Annotated in this window: 25 protein-coding genes; all 25 read left to right on the top strand. The window is 56.5% G+C overall.

Features of this window, described 5'->3' with window-relative positions; all coding sequences use genetic code 11:
* The first annotated feature begins 175 nt into the window (after window positions 1–175).
* The 25 genes from H8Z83_RS15630 to H8Z83_RS15510 all read left to right on the top strand — a co-directional run bounded on the left by H8Z83_RS15630 (window position 176) and on the right by H8Z83_RS15510 (window position 18489).
* The gene (locus tag H8Z83_RS15630) at window positions 176–739 is read left to right on the top strand and encodes a phage scaffolding protein (RefSeq protein ID WP_187015923.1); all 564 of its coding nucleotides are present in this window, start codon (window positions 176–178) and stop codon (window positions 737–739) included.
* Between the two features lie 28 nt (window positions 740–767).
* Window positions 768–1652 (top strand): hypothetical protein, encoded by an 885-nt coding sequence (locus H8Z83_RS15625; RefSeq protein WP_187015922.1) that lies wholly within the window; start codon window positions 768–770, stop codon window positions 1650–1652.
* Between the two features lie 12 nt (window positions 1653–1664).
* The gene (locus H8Z83_RS15620; protein ID WP_187015921.1) at window positions 1665–1835 is read left to right on the top strand and encodes a C2H2-type zinc finger protein; all 171 of its coding nucleotides are present in this window, start codon (window positions 1665–1667) and stop codon (window positions 1833–1835) included.
* A gap of 14 nt (window positions 1836–1849) precedes the next feature.
* On the top strand, window positions 1850–2212 hold the full coding sequence (locus tag H8Z83_RS15615; protein WP_187015920.1) for a head-tail connector protein: 363 nt from the start codon (window positions 1850–1852) through the stop codon (window positions 2210–2212).
* Window positions 2212–2586, top strand: coding sequence for a DUF6751 family protein (locus H8Z83_RS15610; protein ID WP_187015919.1), 375 nt, complete (start codon window positions 2212–2214; stop codon window positions 2584–2586). Before H8Z83_RS15615 ends, H8Z83_RS15610 begins: the two co-directional genes overlap by 1 nt.
* Before the next feature lies 1 nt (window position 2587).
* The gene (locus tag H8Z83_RS15605) at window positions 2588–3058 is read left to right on the top strand and encodes a minor capsid protein (protein WP_187015918.1); all 471 of its coding nucleotides are present in this window, start codon (window positions 2588–2590) and stop codon (window positions 3056–3058) included.
* The gene (locus tag H8Z83_RS15600) at window positions 3055–3513 is read left to right on the top strand and encodes a hypothetical protein (RefSeq protein WP_187015917.1); all 459 of its coding nucleotides are present in this window, start codon (window positions 3055–3057) and stop codon (window positions 3511–3513) included. The genes H8Z83_RS15605 and H8Z83_RS15600 overlap by 4 nt, the downstream gene beginning before the upstream one ends.
* Complete coding sequence (locus H8Z83_RS15595) at window positions 3501–4019, top strand: hypothetical protein (RefSeq protein ID WP_187015916.1); 519 nt, start codon at window positions 3501–3503, stop codon at window positions 4017–4019. The genes H8Z83_RS15600 and H8Z83_RS15595 overlap by 13 nt, the downstream gene beginning before the upstream one ends.
* A gap of 18 nt (window positions 4020–4037) precedes the next feature.
* Window positions 4038–4454 (top strand): hypothetical protein, encoded by a 417-nt coding sequence (locus tag H8Z83_RS15590; protein ID WP_187015915.1) that lies wholly within the window; start codon window positions 4038–4040, stop codon window positions 4452–4454.
* A 12-nt stretch (window positions 4455–4466) separates the two neighbouring features.
* Entirely contained in the window at window positions 4467–5024 is a 558-nt protein-coding gene (locus tag H8Z83_RS15585; protein ID WP_187015914.1) for a Gp15 family bacteriophage protein, read from the top strand.
* A gap of 9 nt (window positions 5025–5033) precedes the next feature.
* Window positions 5034–7319 (top strand): phage tail protein, encoded by a 2286-nt coding sequence (locus tag H8Z83_RS15580; protein WP_187015913.1) that lies wholly within the window; start codon window positions 5034–5036, stop codon window positions 7317–7319.
* 1 nt (window position 7320) lies between these two features.
* Window positions 7321–7719, top strand: coding sequence for a hypothetical protein (locus H8Z83_RS15575; RefSeq protein WP_187015912.1), 399 nt, complete (start codon window positions 7321–7323; stop codon window positions 7717–7719).
* The gene (locus H8Z83_RS15570) at window positions 7716–9179 is read left to right on the top strand and encodes a hypothetical protein (protein WP_187015911.1); all 1464 of its coding nucleotides are present in this window, start codon (window positions 7716–7718) and stop codon (window positions 9177–9179) included. Before H8Z83_RS15575 ends, H8Z83_RS15570 begins: the two co-directional genes overlap by 4 nt.
* A gap of 3 nt (window positions 9180–9182) precedes the next feature.
* A complete protein-coding gene (locus tag H8Z83_RS15565; protein ID WP_187015910.1) occupies window positions 9183–10031 on the top strand; it encodes a hypothetical protein in 849 nt (282 codons plus the stop codon).
* Complete coding sequence (locus H8Z83_RS15560) at window positions 10028–10621, top strand: hypothetical protein (protein WP_187015909.1); 594 nt, start codon at window positions 10028–10030, stop codon at window positions 10619–10621. Before H8Z83_RS15565 ends, H8Z83_RS15560 begins: the two co-directional genes overlap by 4 nt.
* A gap of 72 nt (window positions 10622–10693) precedes the next feature.
* Window positions 10694–11185: a phage holin family protein gene (locus H8Z83_RS15555; RefSeq protein ID WP_187015908.1), complete on the top strand. Its 492-nt coding sequence runs from the start codon at window positions 10694–10696 to the stop codon at window positions 11183–11185.
* 44 nt (window positions 11186–11229) lie between these two features.
* Window positions 11230–11553, top strand: coding sequence for a hypothetical protein (locus tag H8Z83_RS15550; RefSeq protein ID WP_187015907.1), 324 nt, complete (start codon window positions 11230–11232; stop codon window positions 11551–11553).
* Entirely contained in the window at window positions 11546–12247 is a 702-nt protein-coding gene (locus tag H8Z83_RS15545) for a phosphodiester glycosidase family protein (protein WP_187015906.1), read from the top strand. Before H8Z83_RS15550 ends, H8Z83_RS15545 begins: the two co-directional genes overlap by 8 nt.
* Before the next feature lie 2 nt (window positions 12248–12249).
* On the top strand, window positions 12250–12669 hold the full coding sequence (locus H8Z83_RS15540) for a YcbK family protein (RefSeq protein WP_187015905.1): 420 nt from the start codon (window positions 12250–12252) through the stop codon (window positions 12667–12669).
* Window positions 12670–13435: 766 nt separating this feature from the next.
* The gene (locus tag H8Z83_RS15535) at window positions 13436–14113 is read left to right on the top strand and encodes a hypothetical protein (RefSeq protein ID WP_187015904.1); all 678 of its coding nucleotides are present in this window, start codon (window positions 13436–13438) and stop codon (window positions 14111–14113) included.
* Between the two features lie 55 nt (window positions 14114–14168).
* Complete coding sequence (locus H8Z83_RS15530) at window positions 14169–14405, top strand: hypothetical protein (RefSeq protein ID WP_187015903.1); 237 nt, start codon at window positions 14169–14171, stop codon at window positions 14403–14405.
* On the top strand, window positions 14383–15567 hold the full coding sequence (locus H8Z83_RS15525) for an antirestriction protein ArdA (protein WP_187015902.1): 1185 nt from the start codon (window positions 14383–14385) through the stop codon (window positions 15565–15567). Before H8Z83_RS15530 ends, H8Z83_RS15525 begins: the two co-directional genes overlap by 23 nt.
* Window positions 15564–16487 carry a DUF6329 domain-containing protein gene (locus tag H8Z83_RS15520; RefSeq protein ID WP_187015901.1) on the top strand — a complete coding sequence of 308 codons (924 nt, stop codon included), beginning with the start codon at window positions 15564–15566 and terminating at the stop codon, window positions 16485–16487. Before H8Z83_RS15525 ends, H8Z83_RS15520 begins: the two co-directional genes overlap by 4 nt.
* A gap of 59 nt (window positions 16488–16546) precedes the next feature.
* Entirely contained in the window at window positions 16547–17572 is a 1026-nt protein-coding gene (locus H8Z83_RS15515) for an LPD28 domain-containing protein (RefSeq protein ID WP_187015900.1), read from the top strand.
* Entirely contained in the window at window positions 17572–18489 is a 918-nt protein-coding gene (locus tag H8Z83_RS15510; protein ID WP_187015970.1) for a DUF4314 domain-containing protein, read from the top strand. Before H8Z83_RS15515 ends, H8Z83_RS15510 begins: the two co-directional genes overlap by 1 nt.
* The last annotated feature ends 123 nt before the right edge of the window (window positions 18490–18612 follow it).

Below are 18612 nucleotides of genomic sequence, written 5' to 3'. Positions count from 1 at the left end.
ACGACCGACTTTATCTTTGCTTATTATATACCATATTTTCAGATAGAATACAAGAGCTTTTTGTTGATTGCAGGCCTGTGCCTGTGCTCATATTTGCCCTGGCCAGGCGTAATCAAGGCCGACCGCAGCGGAGGCGACCCGCGTACCGAAAGCGTAGCGGAGAGAGGAGAAAACAGTGAAGCGTGAATTTCTGGAAAATCTGAAGATCGGCGACCAGGCGCTGGGCAAGGATCTGATCGACACGATCATGGCGGAGAATGGCCGGGATATCGAGTCCGCGAAGAAGCCTTTCGCCGACTACGAGGCGATCAAGGAGCAGCTGAAGACCGCTCAGGATGGCCTGAAGGCGTTCGAGGGCGTTGACGTGAAGGATCTGCAGGACAAGATCAAGACCCTCAATACCCAACTCTCCACCAAAGACAAGGAGTGGCAGGACAAGCTGAACGGAATGGCGTTTGATGGAAAGATCAAAGAGGCCATCACCGCCGCCAAGGGCCGCAATGCCAAGGCTATTTCCGCGCTGCTGGATGTCGAGAAGCTGAAGAAGTCTACCAATCAGGACGCGGATATCAAGGACGCTCTGGAGGCTCTGAAGAAGGATAACGCCTATCTGTTTGAGGATGACAGCACACCGCCTCCCTATGCGGGCGGTACGGGCCGGTCCACTCCTCCCAGTAAGTATGATGCTGAGACTGCCAAGATTATGGCAGCCGCCGGACTCGATCCAGAGAAGGATTGAGACACAATAACGAGAGGAGTTTTTCATAATGGCAAACGCTATTACTCTGGCTAAGACTTTTATCCCTATCCTGGATAAGATCTACAAGCAGGCTTCCCTGACCTCTGTACTGGATGGTAACCCTGAGCTGGTGCGTCAGGGCGCAAGCTACAACGAGATGATTATCCCCAAGATCTCTATGCAGGGCCTCGCCGATTACAGCCGCAACGGCGGTTATGTGAATGGTGATGTAACGCTCACCAATGAGACGGTCAGGTGCAATTTTGACCGTGGCCGCATGTTCCAGGTGGATACTATGGATAATCTGGAGACTGCCGGCATTGCCTTCGGCCAGCTCTCTGGTGAGTTCCTGCGGACGAAGGTTGGTCCGGAACTGGATGCCTTCCGCTTCGCCCAGTATGCCGGCGCTTCTGGTATCTCCAAAATCTCTGCCGGTGCGACTCTGGCAGACGGTGCGGCTGTCGTCACTGCCTTGCGCGCAGGCGTGAACAAGATGGACGAGGATGAGGTGGACCCCAACAACCGCTATCTGTTCATCACACCCACTCTGTACGGCATGATCCGCGACCTGGATACCACCAAATCCAAGGAGGTTCTGGAAACCTTTGCGGGCATCGTCAAGGTGCCTCAGAGCCGTTTCTATACCGCTATCGATCAGTATGACGGTACGACCTCCAGCGAAGAGGCCGGCGGCTATGTGAAGGACCCCACCAACGGCTGCGATATCAACTTCATGATCATCGAAAAGTCCGCTGTTATCCAGTTCGAGAAGCACGTGGCGCCCAAGATCATCACTCCTGAGCAGAACCAGAGCGCCGACGCCTATAAGTTCGGCTACCGCAATGTCGGCATTGCTGACGTATACGAGAACAAGGTGGCGGGCATCTACCTGCACCATAAGGCCAAGGCCTAAGGAGGAACGGGTATGCGTATTGTCGGCATGATCCTGCCGCCGGAGGAACCGGCTTATATCTGCCCACATTGCGGCAAGAACTACAAGAGCGAAGCGGCTTTTGCGAAGCACCTTAAGGACAAACACACTGAAGCTGAGCAGCTTGAAGCCAAGCAGCCCGAGGCTGCTGACACAGAAGCGTAAGGAGGAGCGCCGCTATGGTCGATTATGAATTTTACAGTTCCGTCTATCATGGCGGCGCCATCCCTGCTGACGATTGGGCGGAGCTGGAAGCCAGGGCGGCGGATCAACTCCGTCGCTACAAGCGGATCTATACTGTGACTGCTCCGGACGAGCAGGCAGAGGGTATGGCCGTCTGCGCTATGGCTGAGGCGCTGCATAATGTGGATCTGATCGTCAGCGGCGATGCTGGAGCGGTGCAGTCTGCCTCCATTGGCTCCGTGTCTACGTCCTATGGCAGCGCGGCCGCAACTGCGGTAGATGTGTCCGAGAAGGGGCAGGCAAAGGCGCTGTATAGAGCTGCTTGCCTGTATCTGGATATCTGCCGGGGGGTGGGCTGATGCGGGCGCTCAGACGCCGGAAATGCCCGGTCGATTACAGCCTCTGCAATCAGACGGTGACCGTCTACCACTGGGACGGCGCGGCCGCATATACCCGGACAGTTATTCACGGCGCCTTCCTGGATTTCAAGAAGACTGAGAACGTGGATAAGACCGGCAGCAGTGAGGTGAACAGCTTCTTGTTGGTCATCCCCGGCCAGACGGTGCCGGTGGCGGTTGGTGATAAGGTCCTTCTGGGCGAGGGGCCGGAGGTCAACAGCCGCGAGGGATGGGCCGCGCTGATCCCTGTAAAGGTGCCCGGTCTGGTAGTCGTGCGGTATGTCGATCCAAAATACTGGAACGGCGCTGTAGTCCATACGGAGGCAGGTGGGTAATGTGGCGATTGTTGGCAGTGTGAAAGTGGATAGTCGCCCGGTGGAGGAGATCCTTCGTCGGAAGGGATTGACTGTGAACGGTGATGTGCAGCGTTTCCACACGGCAAATGTGCTTCGGCGGATCGTGCGGTATATGCCGTACCGGACTGGATCCACCATCAAGCTGACGCAGGCACAGTCTCCTGTCAGCCGGCCGGAGATCAATACCTTCGTCCCTTACGCGCGATACCTGCATGAGGGCAAGGTAATGGTCAATGCCGAAACCGGACAAGGACCCGGCGTGGTCCCGGGGGTTGGCCCACGGTGGCGGCGTGGTGACCAGCTGAAGGCGACCGAGCAGGATCTGACGTATACCGTCACGAAGAACCCAGAAGCTGGCCCATTCTGGGGCAAACGCCTTCAGGAGAAAGAGGGGGACGCCATGCTGGCGGATCTCAAGAACTATGTTCAGGGGAGGGGTGACCCGGTATGAATGCTTTAGAAACCGTTCGGAAGTGGTTGGAAGCGTTCCCGCAGTCCGGCGTCCTCTCCGGTTTTCAGGTGGACTATACCGACAAGATCCCCGGTACCGGCGGCATTATGCCAGACGGTCTGGTGGAGGTCAGACGGAGCCGGGATATTGTCGGGGATACTACCATTACCAACCGGTACAATTTCGGCCTGTACTGCGTTTTGGAGAAAGCTCCTAACGATGATGTTGGGGCCGCGAAAAACGCTGACTGGATCGTAGACCTTCAGGAATGGGTGCAGGAGCAGTCGGCGACCGGCGCCGCTCCGGTTTTTGGGGATGACCCCCGTGCAGAGCGGATCACAGCGCAGAACGGCACGCTGCTTCAGGCGGACGGTGAAGGTACCGGCGTCTATGTAGTGCAGTTGTCTGTGCAGTTCATCAAAAAATTTAAGGGGGAAAATAAATGGCTGATATGACGTTTAACACACCGGCTGGACAGGTCGTGGATCGGAAGCTCCTGATCCTGTATCTGAATACCGGGACCAATAGCGCTCCGGTCTGGAGCCCCATCGGCAAGCGCGTGGAGGAGAGCTCCATGGAGTACGATTACAGCGAGGAGAGCAAGACTGATATCTTCGGTGAGATCTACACCACCATGAAGAAGCCTGTGATCACGCAGAGCTTTGAGCCTTGTGAGCTGGACTCCGGTGACGCAGCCCAAGTGAAAATCTGGAACCAGTCCATCAAGGAACAGAATGTGGCGGCTATGGCCAACAACGACCTGTTGGTGGTCCATGCTTACGCCGGCACGGCGGATACCGCGGTATTCGCGGAGCGGTATGAATCCTGCATGGTCAAGCCTGCCTCTCTGGGCGGCAGCTCTAATGTGGGTATGCCTATCGATGTGACCTATGGCGGTACCCGCACCACCGGCACGGCGGCTATTGCTGACGGTGAGGTTACCTTCACCAAAGCGGCCTGAGAGTAGGAGGAGATGCCTGTGAATGCTTTGAATTTCCCTATCGGAGTAAAAATCTTCGACGTCAATGATGGCGCCGCACAGATCAGCTTTAACCCCACGGACGTTAATTTCGTGTCGGCTCTCTATGATCTGTTCGCGGAATGTGCCGAGCGGTATGAGACCGATAAGGATAAGAAGTTTGAGAACAATACCGCCTTCTTCGAGTATGTGCGGCAGCGTGACGCGGAAGTATCCGACGGCGTTGACAGGCTGTTTGGCGAAGGCGCCGCGGCCGCGGTCTTCCAGGGTCACAGCGCCCATGCTATGGCGGAAGGCCTGCCTTTGTGGACGAACTTCTTTCTGGCGGTCATTGACACAGTGCCGGAAGAAATGTCTAAGCAGATCCGGGCGTCCAAGCCGCGCGTGGAGAAGTACCTGAAGAAATATCACCGCTGAGAGGAGAAACGGATGGAATACACTTTGCCAAAAACCGTAATTGTGGGTGGGCGGGAGTATTCCATCCGTTCCGACTATCGGGCCATACTGGATATCTGTGAGGCTCTGACAGATCCGGAGCTGAGCAGTGAAGAAAAATCGGCTGTAGTGCTTTACATCTTCTACCCGGAACTTGAGGATATGCCGGTGGAGGACTGGCAGGAAGCTGCAAAGCAGTGCGTCTGGTTTATTAACTGTGGAGAGGACAGGCGGGGCCAGCGGCCGACGCCGAAGCTGATGGACTGGGGGCAGGACTTTCGGTATATCGTGGCCCCCATCAACCGTGTGCTGGGCAAAGAAGTCCGTGAGCTGGAATACCTGCACTGGTGGACGTTCATTTCCGCATACTACGAAATCGGCGATTGCTTCTTCGCGCAGATCGTCCGAATCCGCAATCTAAAGGCGAAGGGGAAGCCGCTGGATAAAACAGATCAGCAGCTATACAGAGAGAATCGGGAGTTGGTGGATCTGAAGACCAACTTCACCGCGGCGGAGGACGCCGTTATAAATGCCTGGCTGGGAAAGAAATGAGGTGACTTGATGCCCGGAGCAGACGGTTATATTACTTACAGCACAAAACTGGATAATAAGGAGCTTGAAAAAGACCTGACCCGCACAACGCGGGATATCGAAAAACTGGAGAAGCAGCTCCTGAAGAACGGCGATAAGCGGCTGCCGATTTCCCGGCGCGTCAGCGAGCTGGGTGGCCAACTGGATGAGGCAAAGGTAAAATTGGCGGCTCTGCAGGATGAAGCTCAGCGCGTAACAGCCGCAATGTCCGGTGCGAACGCCAATGACCCGGCCAGCGTCAAGGCTTATGCGGATGCCGCCGCTCGGCAGGCTGGTGTAACGCGGGAGCTTACCGCGCAACAGAAGCTGGTGGACGGTCTGCAGGTCAAGTTTGATCATGCTGCCGACCGTCTGGACGATGTTGATACAGCAGCGAAGCGCATCAATGGTGACCTGGCAACAGCTAAGGACCATGCGGGAAAGGTAGCTAAGGAGCTTTACAAGCCGGCCACTGCCGCCGACGCTGTTGCGAGCGCGGTGGAGCAGGCAGACCAGCGGATCAAGAAATTCTCCGACCGGGTCAAGGGCCTTGTCAAGCGAGTATTCATTTTTACGATGATCACAGCAGCGCTACGATCCATGAAGGACTGGATGGGCAAGGTAGTGCAGTCCAACAGTGAGGCTTCGGCTGCGGTTGCCCGTCTGAAGGGGGCGCTGCTGACACTGGCGCAGCCTATTTTGTCGGTGCTGATCCCGGCTTTCACAGCATTGGTCAACATCCTCACCCGTATCGTGAGCGCGATTGCCGGCATGGTGTCCCTCCTGTTTGGAAAGACCATCGGGCAGGCGAAGGACGCGGCCAAGAATATGTATGACGAGGCGGAGGCCATCGAGGCCACAGGTGGCGCCGCAAAGAAAGCGTCGAAATCGTTGGCCAGCTTCGATGAGATCAATAAGCTGTCGAACAGTGCTTCGGGCGGCGGGGGAGGCTCCGCGGCCAAGCCGGATTTCTCTTTTGACACCTCCAGCATGGCGTCAGACTTTGAAAAGATCCTGAACTGGGTAAACCTGATCGGTGCTGCGCTGCTGGCGTGGAAGCTCTCCAAGGGCTTTAAGGACGGGCTGACAAAATTTGTCGGCCTATTGGTGGCCATCCGCGGTGGCATTGATCTGGCGAAGGGCGCGTGGGACGCATGGCAAAACGGGGTCAGCATGGATAACTTTCTCGAGATGCTGAAAGGCGCCGCAGAGCTAACGCTCGGTCTCTGGATCGCTTTCGGGAAGCTGGGCGCCGGGATCGGGATGGTTGTCAGCGGGATATCCCTGTTCGCCACCGGCCTGCATGACGCGCTGAAGAACGGCTGGAACTTTGAAAATATGCTGTCTACCGTGGCCGGCCTGCTGATATCAGGTCTTGGGATCGCTGTTCTGACCGGCTCGTGGATCCCCCTGCTGGTCGCCGCTATTGCCGGCCTGCTGCTGGTGTTCACGAATGCCTTCGGGCAGGGGCAGGTCATGCTGGACGGCATAAAGCTCCTGTTGGAGGGGTTCCTGGAGTTCTTCAAAGGTATCTTTACCGGCGACCTGACGCTTACGATAAACGGCATCCAGCTTCTGGTGCAGGGCCTACAGACTATCGTTGAGGCGGTGCTGACCGCTTTACAGACGGCGGTAGACACCTTCTTTACCTGGTTGGATGAGCAGACAAACGGACGGCTGTCTGGGCTGATCGAGTGGATCAGGACGACCCTGAATAGCTGGATCGAGACCTTGAAGCTGACCCTTAAAAATCTGGTCAGCAGCATCGGTCAGATCCTGACTGGCATCGTGACCTTCGTCTCCGGCGTGTTTACCGGAAAATGGCGGCAGGCGTGGGAAGGTGTCAAGGATATCTTCCGCGGTATCTGGAACACCATCGTGGATCTGTTGGAAGGCGGCATTAACTTTATCATTGACGGCATCAACGCTTTTATCCGCGGTGTGAATAAGGCGTTCGCCCTGATCGGCGCGCTCACCGGACGCAGCGTGTCCATTGACACTCTGCCTCGTGTAGAACTGCCGCGATTGGCTACCGGCGCAGTCATTCCCCCCAACAAGGAATTTCTGGCGGTGCTGGGTGATCAGAAGCAGGGCACGAACATTGAAACGCCTCTGGACACCATGGTTCAGGCCTTCCGGCAGGCACTCTCTGAAGGCGGGTACAGCGGCCAGAGTACAGCTTACCTTGTCATTGACGAGGACATTCTGGGCAAGGTCGTATATCGGCTGAACAAGTCCGAGTCGAACCGTGTCGGCGTCAGTCTGGAGGATTACTGATATGAGCTATATCAAACTGAACGGCAGGGAGTTTGACGCAGACGTCGCGATTTCTGCTTATAGCCGGAATTTCAACGTGCTGGACGGTGATAATGCCGGCCGCGTTATGACCGGCCGCATGATCCGGGATATTATCGGCACCTACGTTGGCCACAAGATCAAAGTCTTTCGGCGGGGCGGTAACTATGCCGGATTGGACGAGTTTTGGGCTTATCTGGTGGAGCACTCCGTAGATGACAGCGTTATGCTGGAGGCGGCGGACGGCCAGACCACCATCTCCTACGAGGCGTATTACACTTCCGGCACACAGGACATCGAATCTGTCTCCAACGGGGTCAATTACTGGGGAGAAATTGAAATCAATTTCATCCCAATGGAAGCGCAGGTGGTTCCCAAATGAGCAAGACCACGCTGCTGTATAAGGACGTCGCGCCCGGCGCCGCTCTGGACGCCACGGTGACCGCGCCGACAGCGCAGGACAGATCCGCACTTGCTCAACTGCCCAGCGGTACCGTGGAGGAGCCGGCTGCCACGGGGGAACTGAACCAGTGGGGGATGGATGGGGCCTTTGTCCTGGCGTCGGAGATCTCCCCGGCGTTCTGGTCGGAGGCCATGAGCGGCGCTGACGGCAGTTTCGCCGCCGGCTCTGAGCCGCAGATCACCATTACCTTCAGCAAGCAGTATTCCTCTGTCGGCATTTCTTTTCGCTTTGATTCCGCGACCGGAGGATACTGCTCGGCACTCAACATCAAGTGGTACCAAGGGAGTACCCTGAAGGCGGATCAGGACTTCACGCCTGACGCTGTGGAGTATTTTTGCCAGAAGCGGGTGGAGAGCTATAACAAGCTCATCCTGACCTTCAAAAAGACAAACCTGCCTTACCGCTATGCCAAGATCGATCATGTGATCTTCGGTGTCCACCGATCCTTCGGTATGTCGGAGCTGCGGAAGGCATCGGCGGTCAATGAGATCGATCTGAGCAGTACCAAGCTTCCTGGCTCTAAGCTGAGCTGGACACTGGATAGCCAGGACGATATTGAGTTCATGTTCCAGCTGAAGCAGCCGGTCGAGGTCAGAAATAATGACACACTGGTCGGCGTGTACTACATTGATTCTTATAAGCGCACCTCCAGCCGGGTATACCCGATCGAGTGCTGCGACGCCATCGGCGTGCTGAACGATATGCCATTTGCCGGCGGCGTATACAGCGGCAAAAGTGCGAAGGCGCTGATCGCGGAACTGGCCGCGCCCTTTGAGGTGGAATTTGATGCCGATGTCACGGACATGAACGTGACTGGCATCCTGAAGGCCGGCTCCCGCCGCGCGGCGATCCAGCAGCTCCTATTCGTTTGGGGCTACTGCGTATCCACGGATGGCCGGGCGGAGCTGCGGGTGTTTTCGCCCGGGACGGAAGAAGTAACGGTACCGCTGGAGCGTACCTTCCTCGGTGCCTCAGTCAGTACGGCGGCCATTGTGACAGAGGTGCAGGTTACGGCCCACACCTTCGCGGTGGCGGAGAATGGCAGAGTTGAGGTGAATGGTGTCAAATATGCCGACACCAAGGCCGTGTACTCTGTGAAGAACCCGAACGTGACCGCCACGGACAAGCAGAAGGTAGTGAAAATCACAGACGCGACCTTGGTCTCTCCGGCTGTGGCTCAGACGGTGGCGCAGCGGCTCTATGATTACCACCAGCGGCGGAATACCGGCAAGGCGAAGGTCGTCTTTGCGGGTGAGCATCTGGGCGACCGGGTATCTCTGCCGGATAACTGCGGCGGAAGAACCGTCGGCAATCTGGAAAAGATGGAGATCAAGCTGTCAAATACAGTCGTGTATACCGCCGGGGTGAAAGGAGTTTGAGATATGTCTATTTTAGAATCTCTGATCACCAACCGGACAGCCGCGGATGTGGCCCGGTGGAGGGCTCTGCGGGATAAAGGCTTTGATGCCATGTCCGCAGACGAAAAAGCGGAATGGCTGGCGGGTATGCGTGGGGCCTTCAATGCCGCTGACCGCAATCGCATTACAAAGGCGATGGTTTACCTGAAGGGGCTGTATGAACAGTACGGCCGCCAGGTCACCTATACGCCTGTCAACATCACCCACAAGGACGGAACCACAGATACCACCTGGCGGATGGATGACATCCCCACAGACGAGCAGTTGACCTTGATCGTCAAGAACCTGTTGGCGTTCTGGAAAGGCGTAGAGAGCGCTTCCGGGGAGGTTGTGGAGGTCTGGGCAGGGACGCGGTTTGGTTATGTGGAGTTGGCAGCAAGCGTTCGTACGGGTGACTACACGACCCTGACGGTGGCCCACGGTATCCGTGAGATCATCGTCACCGCTCAGAGCGATCAGCTGGGCAGCATCACAGTCACCGGCACCGGCTGGACGGTGATGCCGTCAGACACCGAGATTACGGCGCGGTATACAGTGCCGCAGGGGGCCTATCAGGATCTGCAGGATGCCCTGGACGCGCTGGTGTTCCTCTGCTCTGCCGCAGATTACGCCGATGTTTCCGTGTCCGTCTCCGCGGTTATGCGGAGTGGGGCCACAGCGCAGATTGGCTCCGGTACAATCCATTGGTCCGCGATCATCAACTGGGATGCGTTTGAGGCGTATGCCTACACCTGGCAGGCGGTTGAGGACGCGCGGATGACCTGGGCGGATCTGGAGAGCCTACCGATTCCAATGGGGGGTGATGCCGGATGAAGGATGACGCCTATTCGCTGGAATTGCTGCCGGCAACCCTGAAGCGGCTTACCTTCACTGCCGCCAACGCCATTGAGGAAAACCTTCAATATTTGATCCTGCTGTTTCCGTATTTCAGCGGGAAGATCCGCGCGAGTCCTATCGGCAGCTACGGGTATCTGGAGTTGACGGAGACCGGCTGCGCCGGGGACGGGTTCGACATCGAATCCGCGATCCGGATCAACAAGATCAAGATCACGGTCTCCGGCGCGGATCTGAGTGCCTTGACCTTCCAAGGGGCAGGCTGGTCCACGGAAAGCAGCGCCCCCGGGTCTTTGGCACTGGCCTATACCTCAAATGAGTTCATGCCGCCGGCTAAGATCCAGGAAATTTTGAACGGGCTGCGGTTTGCGGCGTCAGCGGATCTGGATTCCGAGATCGTGCTGCAGGTCAGCAACACCGAGGAGGGTGATTTCGCGCCGGTGGGGCCGGTGCGGATGGCGTTCCGCGGTGGGGCAACGTGGGTGCTCGTCGAGGGAAAGGCGCTGACGTGGGGCGATGTAGAGGCGGCGGCCATGGACTGGAACGCCTTTGAAAATATGAAGAAATAAGGGGGAATTTTATGAGCAAGAGATTTTTTCGACGGGCCCGGCTTGCCCAGGGCAAAGAAACGGAGGTGTCCCATGGAGAATAACTCCGCACTGCACATCAAAACGGTGATCACCGGCGTCATTGCAACGCTCACCGCTCTGTGGGGCTGGTTCGGCTGGCTGGTGATTGTGTGGGTGTGCCTGATGTTGGCAGATTGGTTGGTTGGATCCGCCGTGGCCAGCAAGGAGGGGCGCTGGTCCAGCGCAAAGCTCCGGGAGGGAGCTTGGCATAAGGGCGGTATGATCGTCATCGTGTGCGTTGCGCTGGTGGCGGACTGGCTCATTGGCGCCATGATGGCAAATCTGCCTGGCGTCACATTGCCCTTTGATTATACGGTACTGATCGGGCCACTTGTGATTGTTTGGTACATTATTGGCGAATTGGGCAGTCTGGCGGAACACGCAGTTAATATGGGAGCTAAAGTCCCTGCGTGGCTGCCGAAGATCCTCGCCGCCGGCAAGTCTGCTGTGGATGCAGCGGGGGATAAAATTGCGGGGGACGACCCCAAAAACGAAAACAGTTGATAACGGTTTATAACATAACCATAAATTTGAAAGGAGAACAAATCATGGAAAAGAAGTATGTGGACATCATCAACGAGGGCAAGAAGGACGGCAAGACCATCGAGGAGATCAACAAGCTGCTGAAGGAGGCGGGCGCCAACTTCCATCTGAACGCTGACGGCGGCACGGAGGGCTGGACTGAGGCCGAGATGGCCGAGGGCTTCATCCCCGCGGAGGAGAAGCCCAAGGACGCCCAGCGTACCGTGGATATGCGCCGCCGTGAGGATCTGGCCGGCACGAAGCAGATCCAGTGGATCCCCGGCGGCAAGTTTGAGGTCGAATACGACGAGCTGGGCTATGCCAAGAGCGCGGTGAGAGTCAATGACTGACATTTTTGACTGCGCGAGAGCACAGATCTACCACAATAGCGGCAAGCTGTCCCCGGCGCAGATCAAGGTGAAAACCGGCTGCACGCACATCATCAACGGCTATCTGTTCAACGGCAAATTTCAGCCGGTTGGCTGGACGGTGATCGATGGGAAAGTTATCAGCCGGGACGCCTATCAGGATTGGGGCATTTCCATCGGCACCGACGGACTGCCAAAGATGTTGACGGACCGGGGAGGATCTTTCCTCTCCGGCGTCCCTCTCCTGAAAGCGGGGGCCAAACTACACCGGGATCTCACGCCGGACGTGGCCCGGTCTGCCGCCCGGACGGCTGTGGGCTGGATGCCGAATGGGAAAATCTGCCTGTGGTGTGACAAAACCAGTTTGACCCGCGAACAGCTTCAGAATAAGCTGCTGGGCTTGGGGGTGGAGGATGCCATCATGCTGGACGGCGGCGGCTCCACGCAGGGCATTTTCCCCAAGGGCAAGGTCAAAAGCTCTCGGAAGGTACCCACGCTGCTGCTGTTCTGGGAACGGAAGGCGGAGACCGCAAACCCTTCCCCGGCCCCAACCAAGCCGGAGGACCCGGCGCTGGCGTGGGGCAAGGCCAAGGGGCTGCTGACGGACAGCAATCTGGAGAAACCGGTGACCCGGGCGGAGCTGGTTCGGGTGCTGTACAAGCTGAAAGGAGAATAGGCATGGATGTTAAGGTCTACTCTCTGGCCGCTGATGGGGACAAGTACCTGACTCCTCATTTCCAAGTGAAAGAGTTTCGCTGCCGTGATGGCAGTGACGTGGTGCTGATCCATGAGCAGCTTCCCTGGGATCTGGAGTCCATCCGGTATCAGGCCAGCCAAGAGCACGGCAAGGGGAAGGAGATTCCCCTCATTATCAACAGCGGCTACCGCACGGTGGCCTACAACAGCACGTTGAAAAATGCCAGCAAGCACAGTCAGCACCTTTACGGATACGCTGCGGATATCCACATGCCGGGAGTCTCTATCAAGGACCTAAAGCGATATGCCCGGAACGTGTCCCCTAACCATGGAGGCGTTGGGGTATATGGCAGCTTCCTTCACTTCGATAAGCGGGAGACCAAGGCCGACTGGACCGGCTGAGAGAAACCGCCCTGCAGCACAGTGCTGTGGGGCGGTTTTTTTACGAAAAAAAGAGCGGCACCCAACGAGTCGTCGGATGCCACTCTCCTGTGTTTGACGCATAGATCAGCCAAAACTGATACAATCGCCGTCTTCTCTACACGGTAAAATTGTATCACGTTTCGGGTGGCCTGACAAGGGGCTAGGCTGGTATATATTGTGCTGAAGGATGGTTTTGCCTGGCGGCCGGAAAGCCTGAGAATAAGTGAATGCGGTACACGCAAAAGTACACACTTACCCTTTATATGGGATAAATAACATTTACCAAAAGTTAATAAAAACAGCAATTTTATATACTATCTAATAACTTTTTTGCCACGATAAAAGGCGGCGTCTGGTTCGAATCCAGTCGGGCGTACCATAAGGTGGCAACAATTCGGATATTTTAAGCGCAACGCTTAGAATACCAAAGGGTTGCCACCTTTTTTTCTTTCAAATTCCGCACTCAGAAAAAAAGATATTTTCGCGTTATTTTGGTAACTGGGGAGATTCGAACTCCCCCTTTCACAGATTCAAAGGTAAAATCCTGAGAAGCGCCCTTTTTGCGGGCGCAGAATAGAGCGATTTTTCCTCAAAATTTCATACGATCTTTCAGGTGTCTGTTTGTTGGTTTCGTCGAAGCCATCAAATAGGCGCCCTTTTTCATTTCACAACTTAATATATCAACCGGCCGGAGCATTTTTAGGATGTTCCGGCCTATTTTTTTGCTTACGAGGAGGACTTCACAATGAACGATCAGAACGAACCCGCACAGCTCCGTTTCCTTGAAGAAACCGCCATTCGGCTGCGGCAGAACGGTTTTACGGTAGAACCGATCGAGGATCACCACCTGCCCGTCTGCTGGGAAAAAGGGCGCCTCTGCCGCATCACCGGCAAGGGCAGCGTGCTGTACCGCCAGGAGAACGTGGACAGTATCCGAGCGCAGGACGCTTTGCAGGTGGTGATCGACACCGCTAAAATGACTTTGGAATACATGGCGATTCTGGAATACGCACCTCAGCTCAAGGCGACCGATCTCACCGGTGACTACCGTATCCTCGCGGACTTCGGTGACGCAGTGCTGGCGGGCCACCCCACCGAACGCGGCGTCCAATTCGTGACTTGGGAGTGGGACTTCGACCGCAAAGGCGTCCATCACGGACATTATTTTCAGGATGACTATGACGCCGCCAAACGCGACTTCACCGTGCGCGGCGGGCTTGTTCAAAAAGACGCCCTTTTTGAGCCGGAGCAGCTTGCGGAGATCTACCGCGCGCTGGCGTTCGTCCGCGAGCAGGACGAAAGCCTTTCATTTGGACGGGATCGGGAACTGGCGGAGTTGATGGAGCAGGTCGGCGGACTGCTGCCCACGGATGCTCTGCGGCAGCGAGACGCGCCGGAACAGAGCGGCATGACAATGAAATAGGTATCCACGCGGGCCGGACAGAAATGTCCGGCATTTTTTATTTTAGGAGGAAAAGATGATGGAAATTCATGGCACGATCCACTTCAAACTCATTCTTCCGCATATCCCCGGCTTTCAGCAGGAGCCGCTGCCGGAGCCTGTTTGCAGCCATTCCCCGGAGTGCAAGGACTGCCCCTATCCCCGCCACGGTTTTCTCTGCTGGGGCGCGGACGGAACCTGCCTGCGGAGCCGAATGAACGAGATCAACGAAAAAAAGGAGGACAATGATCATGATGAGCGCAGTTTTGAGTAGTCCCAACCACCCGGAATACGGTGTGGCGACCATCCCGTTCCCCATTCCGCATGACCAGTACACATACTGCATGGAACTGCTGAAGGCGTTGGAGATCGGCGATGCGGTCAAGGCCGACTGCAAGGTGGAGGAGATCGACAGCTTCTATACTGTTCTCAAGCGAGTGGAAATGCTCACGGTCAACGTGGAGGAGCTGAATTACCTCGCCAAACGGCTGGAAAGCTTCGACACCGGCGAGGCCGCGCAGTTTCAGGCCATGGCCCACAAGCTGGAGCTTTTTGAACTGAAGGATCTCATCAACCTGACCTTCTGCTGCCAGCAAGCCACGGTCATCACTGACTTTTCCGACCTCGCCGCCATCGGCCGCGACCATTACATGAACCTGCACGGCGGCAGCGCAAGTGTGGATGAACTGAACGCGCTGGACGGCGAGGAATTGGCACAGCGGCTCATTGAAAGCGGCAGCGGCACGATCACGCCCTACGGCGTGGTCTACGACAACGGCATGAAGTTAGAGCAAATCTATGACGGCCGGTTCTTCCCTTGCTATTACTATGAGCCGAATGCCATCACGGTTGCGGTGACCTCCAAAAGCGAGCCGGAGGACACAGAGCATATCACATGGCTGTTCCTCCCCATGGTGCAGGAGGAGATCGACCGCGCCCTCCTTCGCGGGGGCATCACAGATCCCGCCGATGTCCGCCTGCGGCTGGAGGACAGCCAGCTCCCCAATGAGGTGGATGTCCTGTTGGATATGGAGCGCGAAACGCTCTCCGACCTCAACGAACTGGCAGAGGCGACGGATGGGTTGTCAAATGCGGATATGGAAAAGCTGGGCGCTGTGGTCATGCTGGCAGAGCCAAAGTCCGCGGCACAGATCAAAAACCTTGCAGAAAGCCTTGACCTCTTTGACTTCGCCCCCGGTGCGCATACGCCGCAGGAGTACGGCAAGTACATGATCCGCCAGTCCGGTCACTTCGAGTATGACGAAAACCTCGATGCTTTTTACGACTATGAAAAGTACGGCACGGAGCGCATGAATGAGGAGGACGGGATGTTCACCGACCGGGGCTATGTTGCCTACAAGGGCTATTACAGCATGGAGGAAGTGATGAACGGAAGCCAGAGCAGCCACATGGAGATGGGAGGGCTTTCACGATGATCATTCGGGCGGAACTGAAGTGTAAGCAGACCGGGTGTGAGGCAGACCCCTGTGCCGTGGATAAGGTCATCGAGCTGCCAAGCCCACGGTTCCGGCTGTTCAGCCGCGCACTGCTGGCTGATTATGATTTCATCGCAGAGAATAAAAACGCCATCCGGCACGATGAGGATGCCAGGCACTGCCTGCTCATCCTCGACGCGGAGGGAAAGGACGGTTTCCTTGTTGACCCACAGGGGTATAACTACGCCCGGTACAGCGCTTTTGTCCCCAACGCCCGCAGCTTGCTGACGCCGGATATGGGGATCGACCGCAGCTATCTTTCGCCGGCAGAGCCTTGGCGGGATGAGAGCAGGGATGAAATGCTCCGCATGACGCTGCGCGTCGATGGAAAGCCGGACTACACCCTCGTCCTCCCCGCTGACGAGGACTACCTCGACGCGGTGAAAAATTATCTTGATATTGATGTTTTCGCGGATGCCCTGCTCTGTGATATTCGTTTCAAGGTGCCTTACATCGGGGAGCTGATCTGCGACACGGATTGCCCCGCCGTGGAGGATTACAACGATTTTGCGGAAGCCTTGGAGGGCATCTGGCAGAAGGACGGGATGCTCCTGACCTACGCCGCCGTGCTGGAGGCCGAGCGGCCGGATACGCTGCGCGGAGCCTGTGAACTCCTGCGAAATCTGGACAACTATCAGCGCATCACGGAGGGTGCTTATGGTTACGGTCAGCAGCGATTGCAGGAAACGCTGGGGCTGGATGATGAAGCCATCTACGAGCTGGAGGGCTACATGGATTTTGAGAAACACGGTCAGGACTGCATGGAAAACGACTGCGTGACAAAAACAGAGTTCGGCCTGCTGCGGCGCTTGGACCCGCCGTTTCCGGAGCAGCGGCAGGGGCAGCAAATGTTTCGGTAGACTTTGCAGCAGATGTGTAGTATGTTTGCCGTTACCAAAAAGGAAAGGAAGGAAGACTAATGGCTGTAAACGCAAGAACAGAGGAATTCCAGCACATTGAAGTATTTGATAAGCCCGCGCTGTTCACCAACGGGCGTATCGCCCGCGATACCGTGCCGAAGGGCTGGTACTGCTATGACATTCGCGGCTCTGACGATGATCCCGGCGAGCTGTGTTACATGGAAGAAAATGTTGTGGTCAACCACGCAGGCTCGGTGCTGATGCCGGAAAAGCTGGCGATGCCTAAGTCCGGGCGGCTGGATGTGCGGGATGAGCTCGGTTTTCTCGATGAAGGCGACATGACGCTCCGCGAGTTCTGCGAAGCACATCAGCTCCCCTATCCCGCAGAGAACATGAAATTTCATATCCGACCTGCCCGCCCGGAGGAGGCGGGCTTATTTTATGCCCAGCACCCCGAAGAAAATAAGCGCCTTGGCGCTGTCGGCTGTGTCCGCATGGACTTCGGGCGCAACGGAAACGAGTTCTGGCATACCTGGTGGCCCCGTGGCCCGGAGGAACTGAACAGCCCCGCGTTCAAAGCGGAGTTGCAGCAGATCGTTGGTAAGCTCCGTGAAGATGTGCTGAAAAGCCGCTTCGCTATGGAGCGTTTTTGCTATGACCACGGCGGGAAAATCGACGGCGGCTATGTACAGAACTACGGCTACATCGTGGAAACGGAGCGCTACCGCTACTGCCTGCGCTGCAACCCGTCCCCTGGAGATTACAATGGTTACCTCACCGCTTACGATTTAGCTGTCCAACGGCAGAACATGGCGCGGGACAAGCCCCTGGTGGGCCGCGTTACCTATGCCAATGGCGATACACAGGAGTTTACCGATGCCGAAGCCTTTCTCAAATGCGTCCGAGAGGAATTGCCGTACCGCCCGACCACAGGCTTCCGTTACGAAGTGTTAGCCGACGATCCCAGCGTCCGCAAGCAGGTGGACGATATCGTCTTTGACCTTTATGGCGAGGAAAATCCCCGTCAGTTGGAGGAATATCAAAAAATGCCCGATCAGGGCATGACAATGGGAGGTATAAAGTGATGGACAGAAAAATGGTGAATTTTATCAAGGAGCAGTATCCCCCCGGCACCCGCATCCGGCTTAATTCGATGGAGGACCCTTATCATCCCATTCTTCCCGGCACGGAGGGCGAGGTGGACTTCGTGGACGATAAAGGACAAATTTTTATGAAGTGGGACAATGGCCGCACGCTGCCGCTCGCCCCCGGCGAGGACAGCTTCACCGTGCTGCCGCCCAAGCTGACCACCCTCAAGCTGTATATGCCCCTGACCGCTGATCTCTATGAGCGGAACGAGTACGGCGATTTCGATGACAGCAGCACATTGCTGGAGGGCGGTGAGCTGCGCGGCTATCAGGATCAGATCACGGCGGCGCTGGTGAAAAATCGGATGCCGGAGGAAACCGAGCGCGGCATCATGCATTGGTATGATGAAGCCGACAGCGTTGACCGCAAGGTGCGCTCCGCCGTCTTCACCGTAGAGGAACGTGACCGGCAGCTCTGGGGCGTGGCGGAATGCCGTGTCGCCGGGGAATTGTCGGACACGGAGCTGGAAACCTTAAAGGAATACCTCACTGGACAGGCCTCGGACGGCTGGGGCGAGGGCTTTGAGCAGCGGGAGATCTCCGTGGATGACGGCGGCGAATTGTATGTCCACTTTTGGAATTCGGACGAGTGGAGTATCCAGACGGAACAGGAGCTTTTCTCCCCCAAGCTGGCGGAGGGACTGCCGGAACTGTGCTTCTCCACGCTCCCCGGTACCGGCGAGCTCATCTGCATCAAGCGCGGTGAGAGCGGCTACTACCACAGTGATTGGAACACGGACGATCCCACGCATAATCGTGAGCTGGCGGACTATAACAATGAGCGTCTTGGGGTGACGCGGGAGCAGCGGCTGGCAATGGAGTGCGGCAGTATGCACGGCTTATCCCAGTTCTAAGATAAGCCAGCTAATCCCGTGAGTTTTGTTATCCGAGGAGTTTCCCCGAATACAAGGAAACCCCGCGGGTATACACAAAAGTTACAGGATAATCTATTCTCGTAGAAACCAAATAACATCGGT

This window comes from Dysosmobacter segnis, from assembly GCF_014297285.1.
GTDB lineage: Bacteria > Bacillota > Clostridia > Oscillospirales > Oscillospiraceae > Oscillibacter > Oscillibacter segnis.
The sequence above is the reverse complement of the archived record's forward strand: the minus strand, read 5'-3'. Positions and strand labels throughout refer to the sequence as shown.

What these genes read in the sequence shown, in the direction of transcription:
- H8Z83_RS15515 (WP_187015900.1), top strand. Translation starts at nt 16,547, where the DNA reads ATGGCTGTAAACGCAAGAACAGAGGAATTCCAGCACATTGAAGTATTT.
- H8Z83_RS15525 (WP_187015902.1), top strand. Translation starts at nt 14,383, where the DNA reads ATGATGAGCGCAGTTTTGAGTAGTCCCAACCACCCGGAATACGGTGTG.
- H8Z83_RS15620 (WP_187015921.1), top strand. Translation starts at nt 1,665, where the DNA reads ATGCGTATTGTCGGCATGATCCTGCCGCCGGAGGAACCGGCTTATATC.
- H8Z83_RS15530 (WP_187015903.1), top strand. Translation starts at nt 14,169, where the DNA reads ATGATGGAAATTCATGGCACGATCCACTTCAAACTCATTCTTCCGCAT.
- H8Z83_RS15580 (WP_187015913.1), top strand. Translation starts at nt 5,034, where the DNA reads ATGCCCGGAGCAGACGGTTATATTACTTACAGCACAAAACTGGATAAT.
- H8Z83_RS15610 (WP_187015919.1), top strand. Translation starts at nt 2,212, where the DNA reads ATGCGGGCGCTCAGACGCCGGAAATGCCCGGTCGATTACAGCCTCTGC.
- H8Z83_RS15565 (WP_187015910.1), top strand. Translation starts at nt 9,183, where the DNA reads ATGTCTATTTTAGAATCTCTGATCACCAACCGGACAGCCGCGGATGTG.
- H8Z83_RS15625 (WP_187015922.1), top strand. Translation starts at nt 768, where the DNA reads ATGGCAAACGCTATTACTCTGGCTAAGACTTTTATCCCTATCCTGGAT.
- H8Z83_RS15540 (WP_187015905.1), top strand. Translation starts at nt 12,250, where the DNA reads ATGGATGTTAAGGTCTACTCTCTGGCCGCTGATGGGGACAAGTACCTG.
- H8Z83_RS15615 (WP_187015920.1), top strand. Translation starts at nt 1,850, where the DNA reads ATGGTCGATTATGAATTTTACAGTTCCGTCTATCATGGCGGCGCCATC.
- H8Z83_RS15600 (WP_187015917.1), top strand. Translation starts at nt 3,055, where the DNA reads ATGAATGCTTTAGAAACCGTTCGGAAGTGGTTGGAAGCGTTCCCGCAG.
- H8Z83_RS15595 (WP_187015916.1), top strand. Translation starts at nt 3,501, where the DNA reads ATGGCTGATATGACGTTTAACACACCGGCTGGACAGGTCGTGGATCGG.
- H8Z83_RS15520 (WP_187015901.1), top strand. Translation starts at nt 15,564, where the DNA reads ATGATCATTCGGGCGGAACTGAAGTGTAAGCAGACCGGGTGTGAGGCA.
- H8Z83_RS15575 (WP_187015912.1), top strand. Translation starts at nt 7,321, where the DNA reads ATGAGCTATATCAAACTGAACGGCAGGGAGTTTGACGCAGACGTCGCG.
- H8Z83_RS15510 (WP_187015970.1), top strand. Translation starts at nt 17,572, where the DNA reads ATGGACAGAAAAATGGTGAATTTTATCAAGGAGCAGTATCCCCCCGGC.
- H8Z83_RS15570 (WP_187015911.1), top strand. Translation starts at nt 7,716, where the DNA reads ATGAGCAAGACCACGCTGCTGTATAAGGACGTCGCGCCCGGCGCCGCT.
- H8Z83_RS15560 (WP_187015909.1), top strand. Translation starts at nt 10,028, where the DNA reads ATGAAGGATGACGCCTATTCGCTGGAATTGCTGCCGGCAACCCTGAAG.
- H8Z83_RS15545 (WP_187015906.1), top strand. Translation starts at nt 11,546, where the DNA reads ATGACTGACATTTTTGACTGCGCGAGAGCACAGATCTACCACAATAGC.
- H8Z83_RS15585 (WP_187015914.1), top strand. Translation starts at nt 4,467, where the DNA reads ATGGAATACACTTTGCCAAAAACCGTAATTGTGGGTGGGCGGGAGTAT.
- H8Z83_RS15535 (WP_187015904.1), top strand. Translation starts at nt 13,436, where the DNA reads ATGAACGATCAGAACGAACCCGCACAGCTCCGTTTCCTTGAAGAAACC.
- H8Z83_RS15550 (WP_187015907.1), top strand. Translation starts at nt 11,230, where the DNA reads ATGGAAAAGAAGTATGTGGACATCATCAACGAGGGCAAGAAGGACGGC.
- H8Z83_RS15555 (WP_187015908.1), top strand. Translation starts at nt 10,694, where the DNA reads ATGGAGAATAACTCCGCACTGCACATCAAAACGGTGATCACCGGCGTC.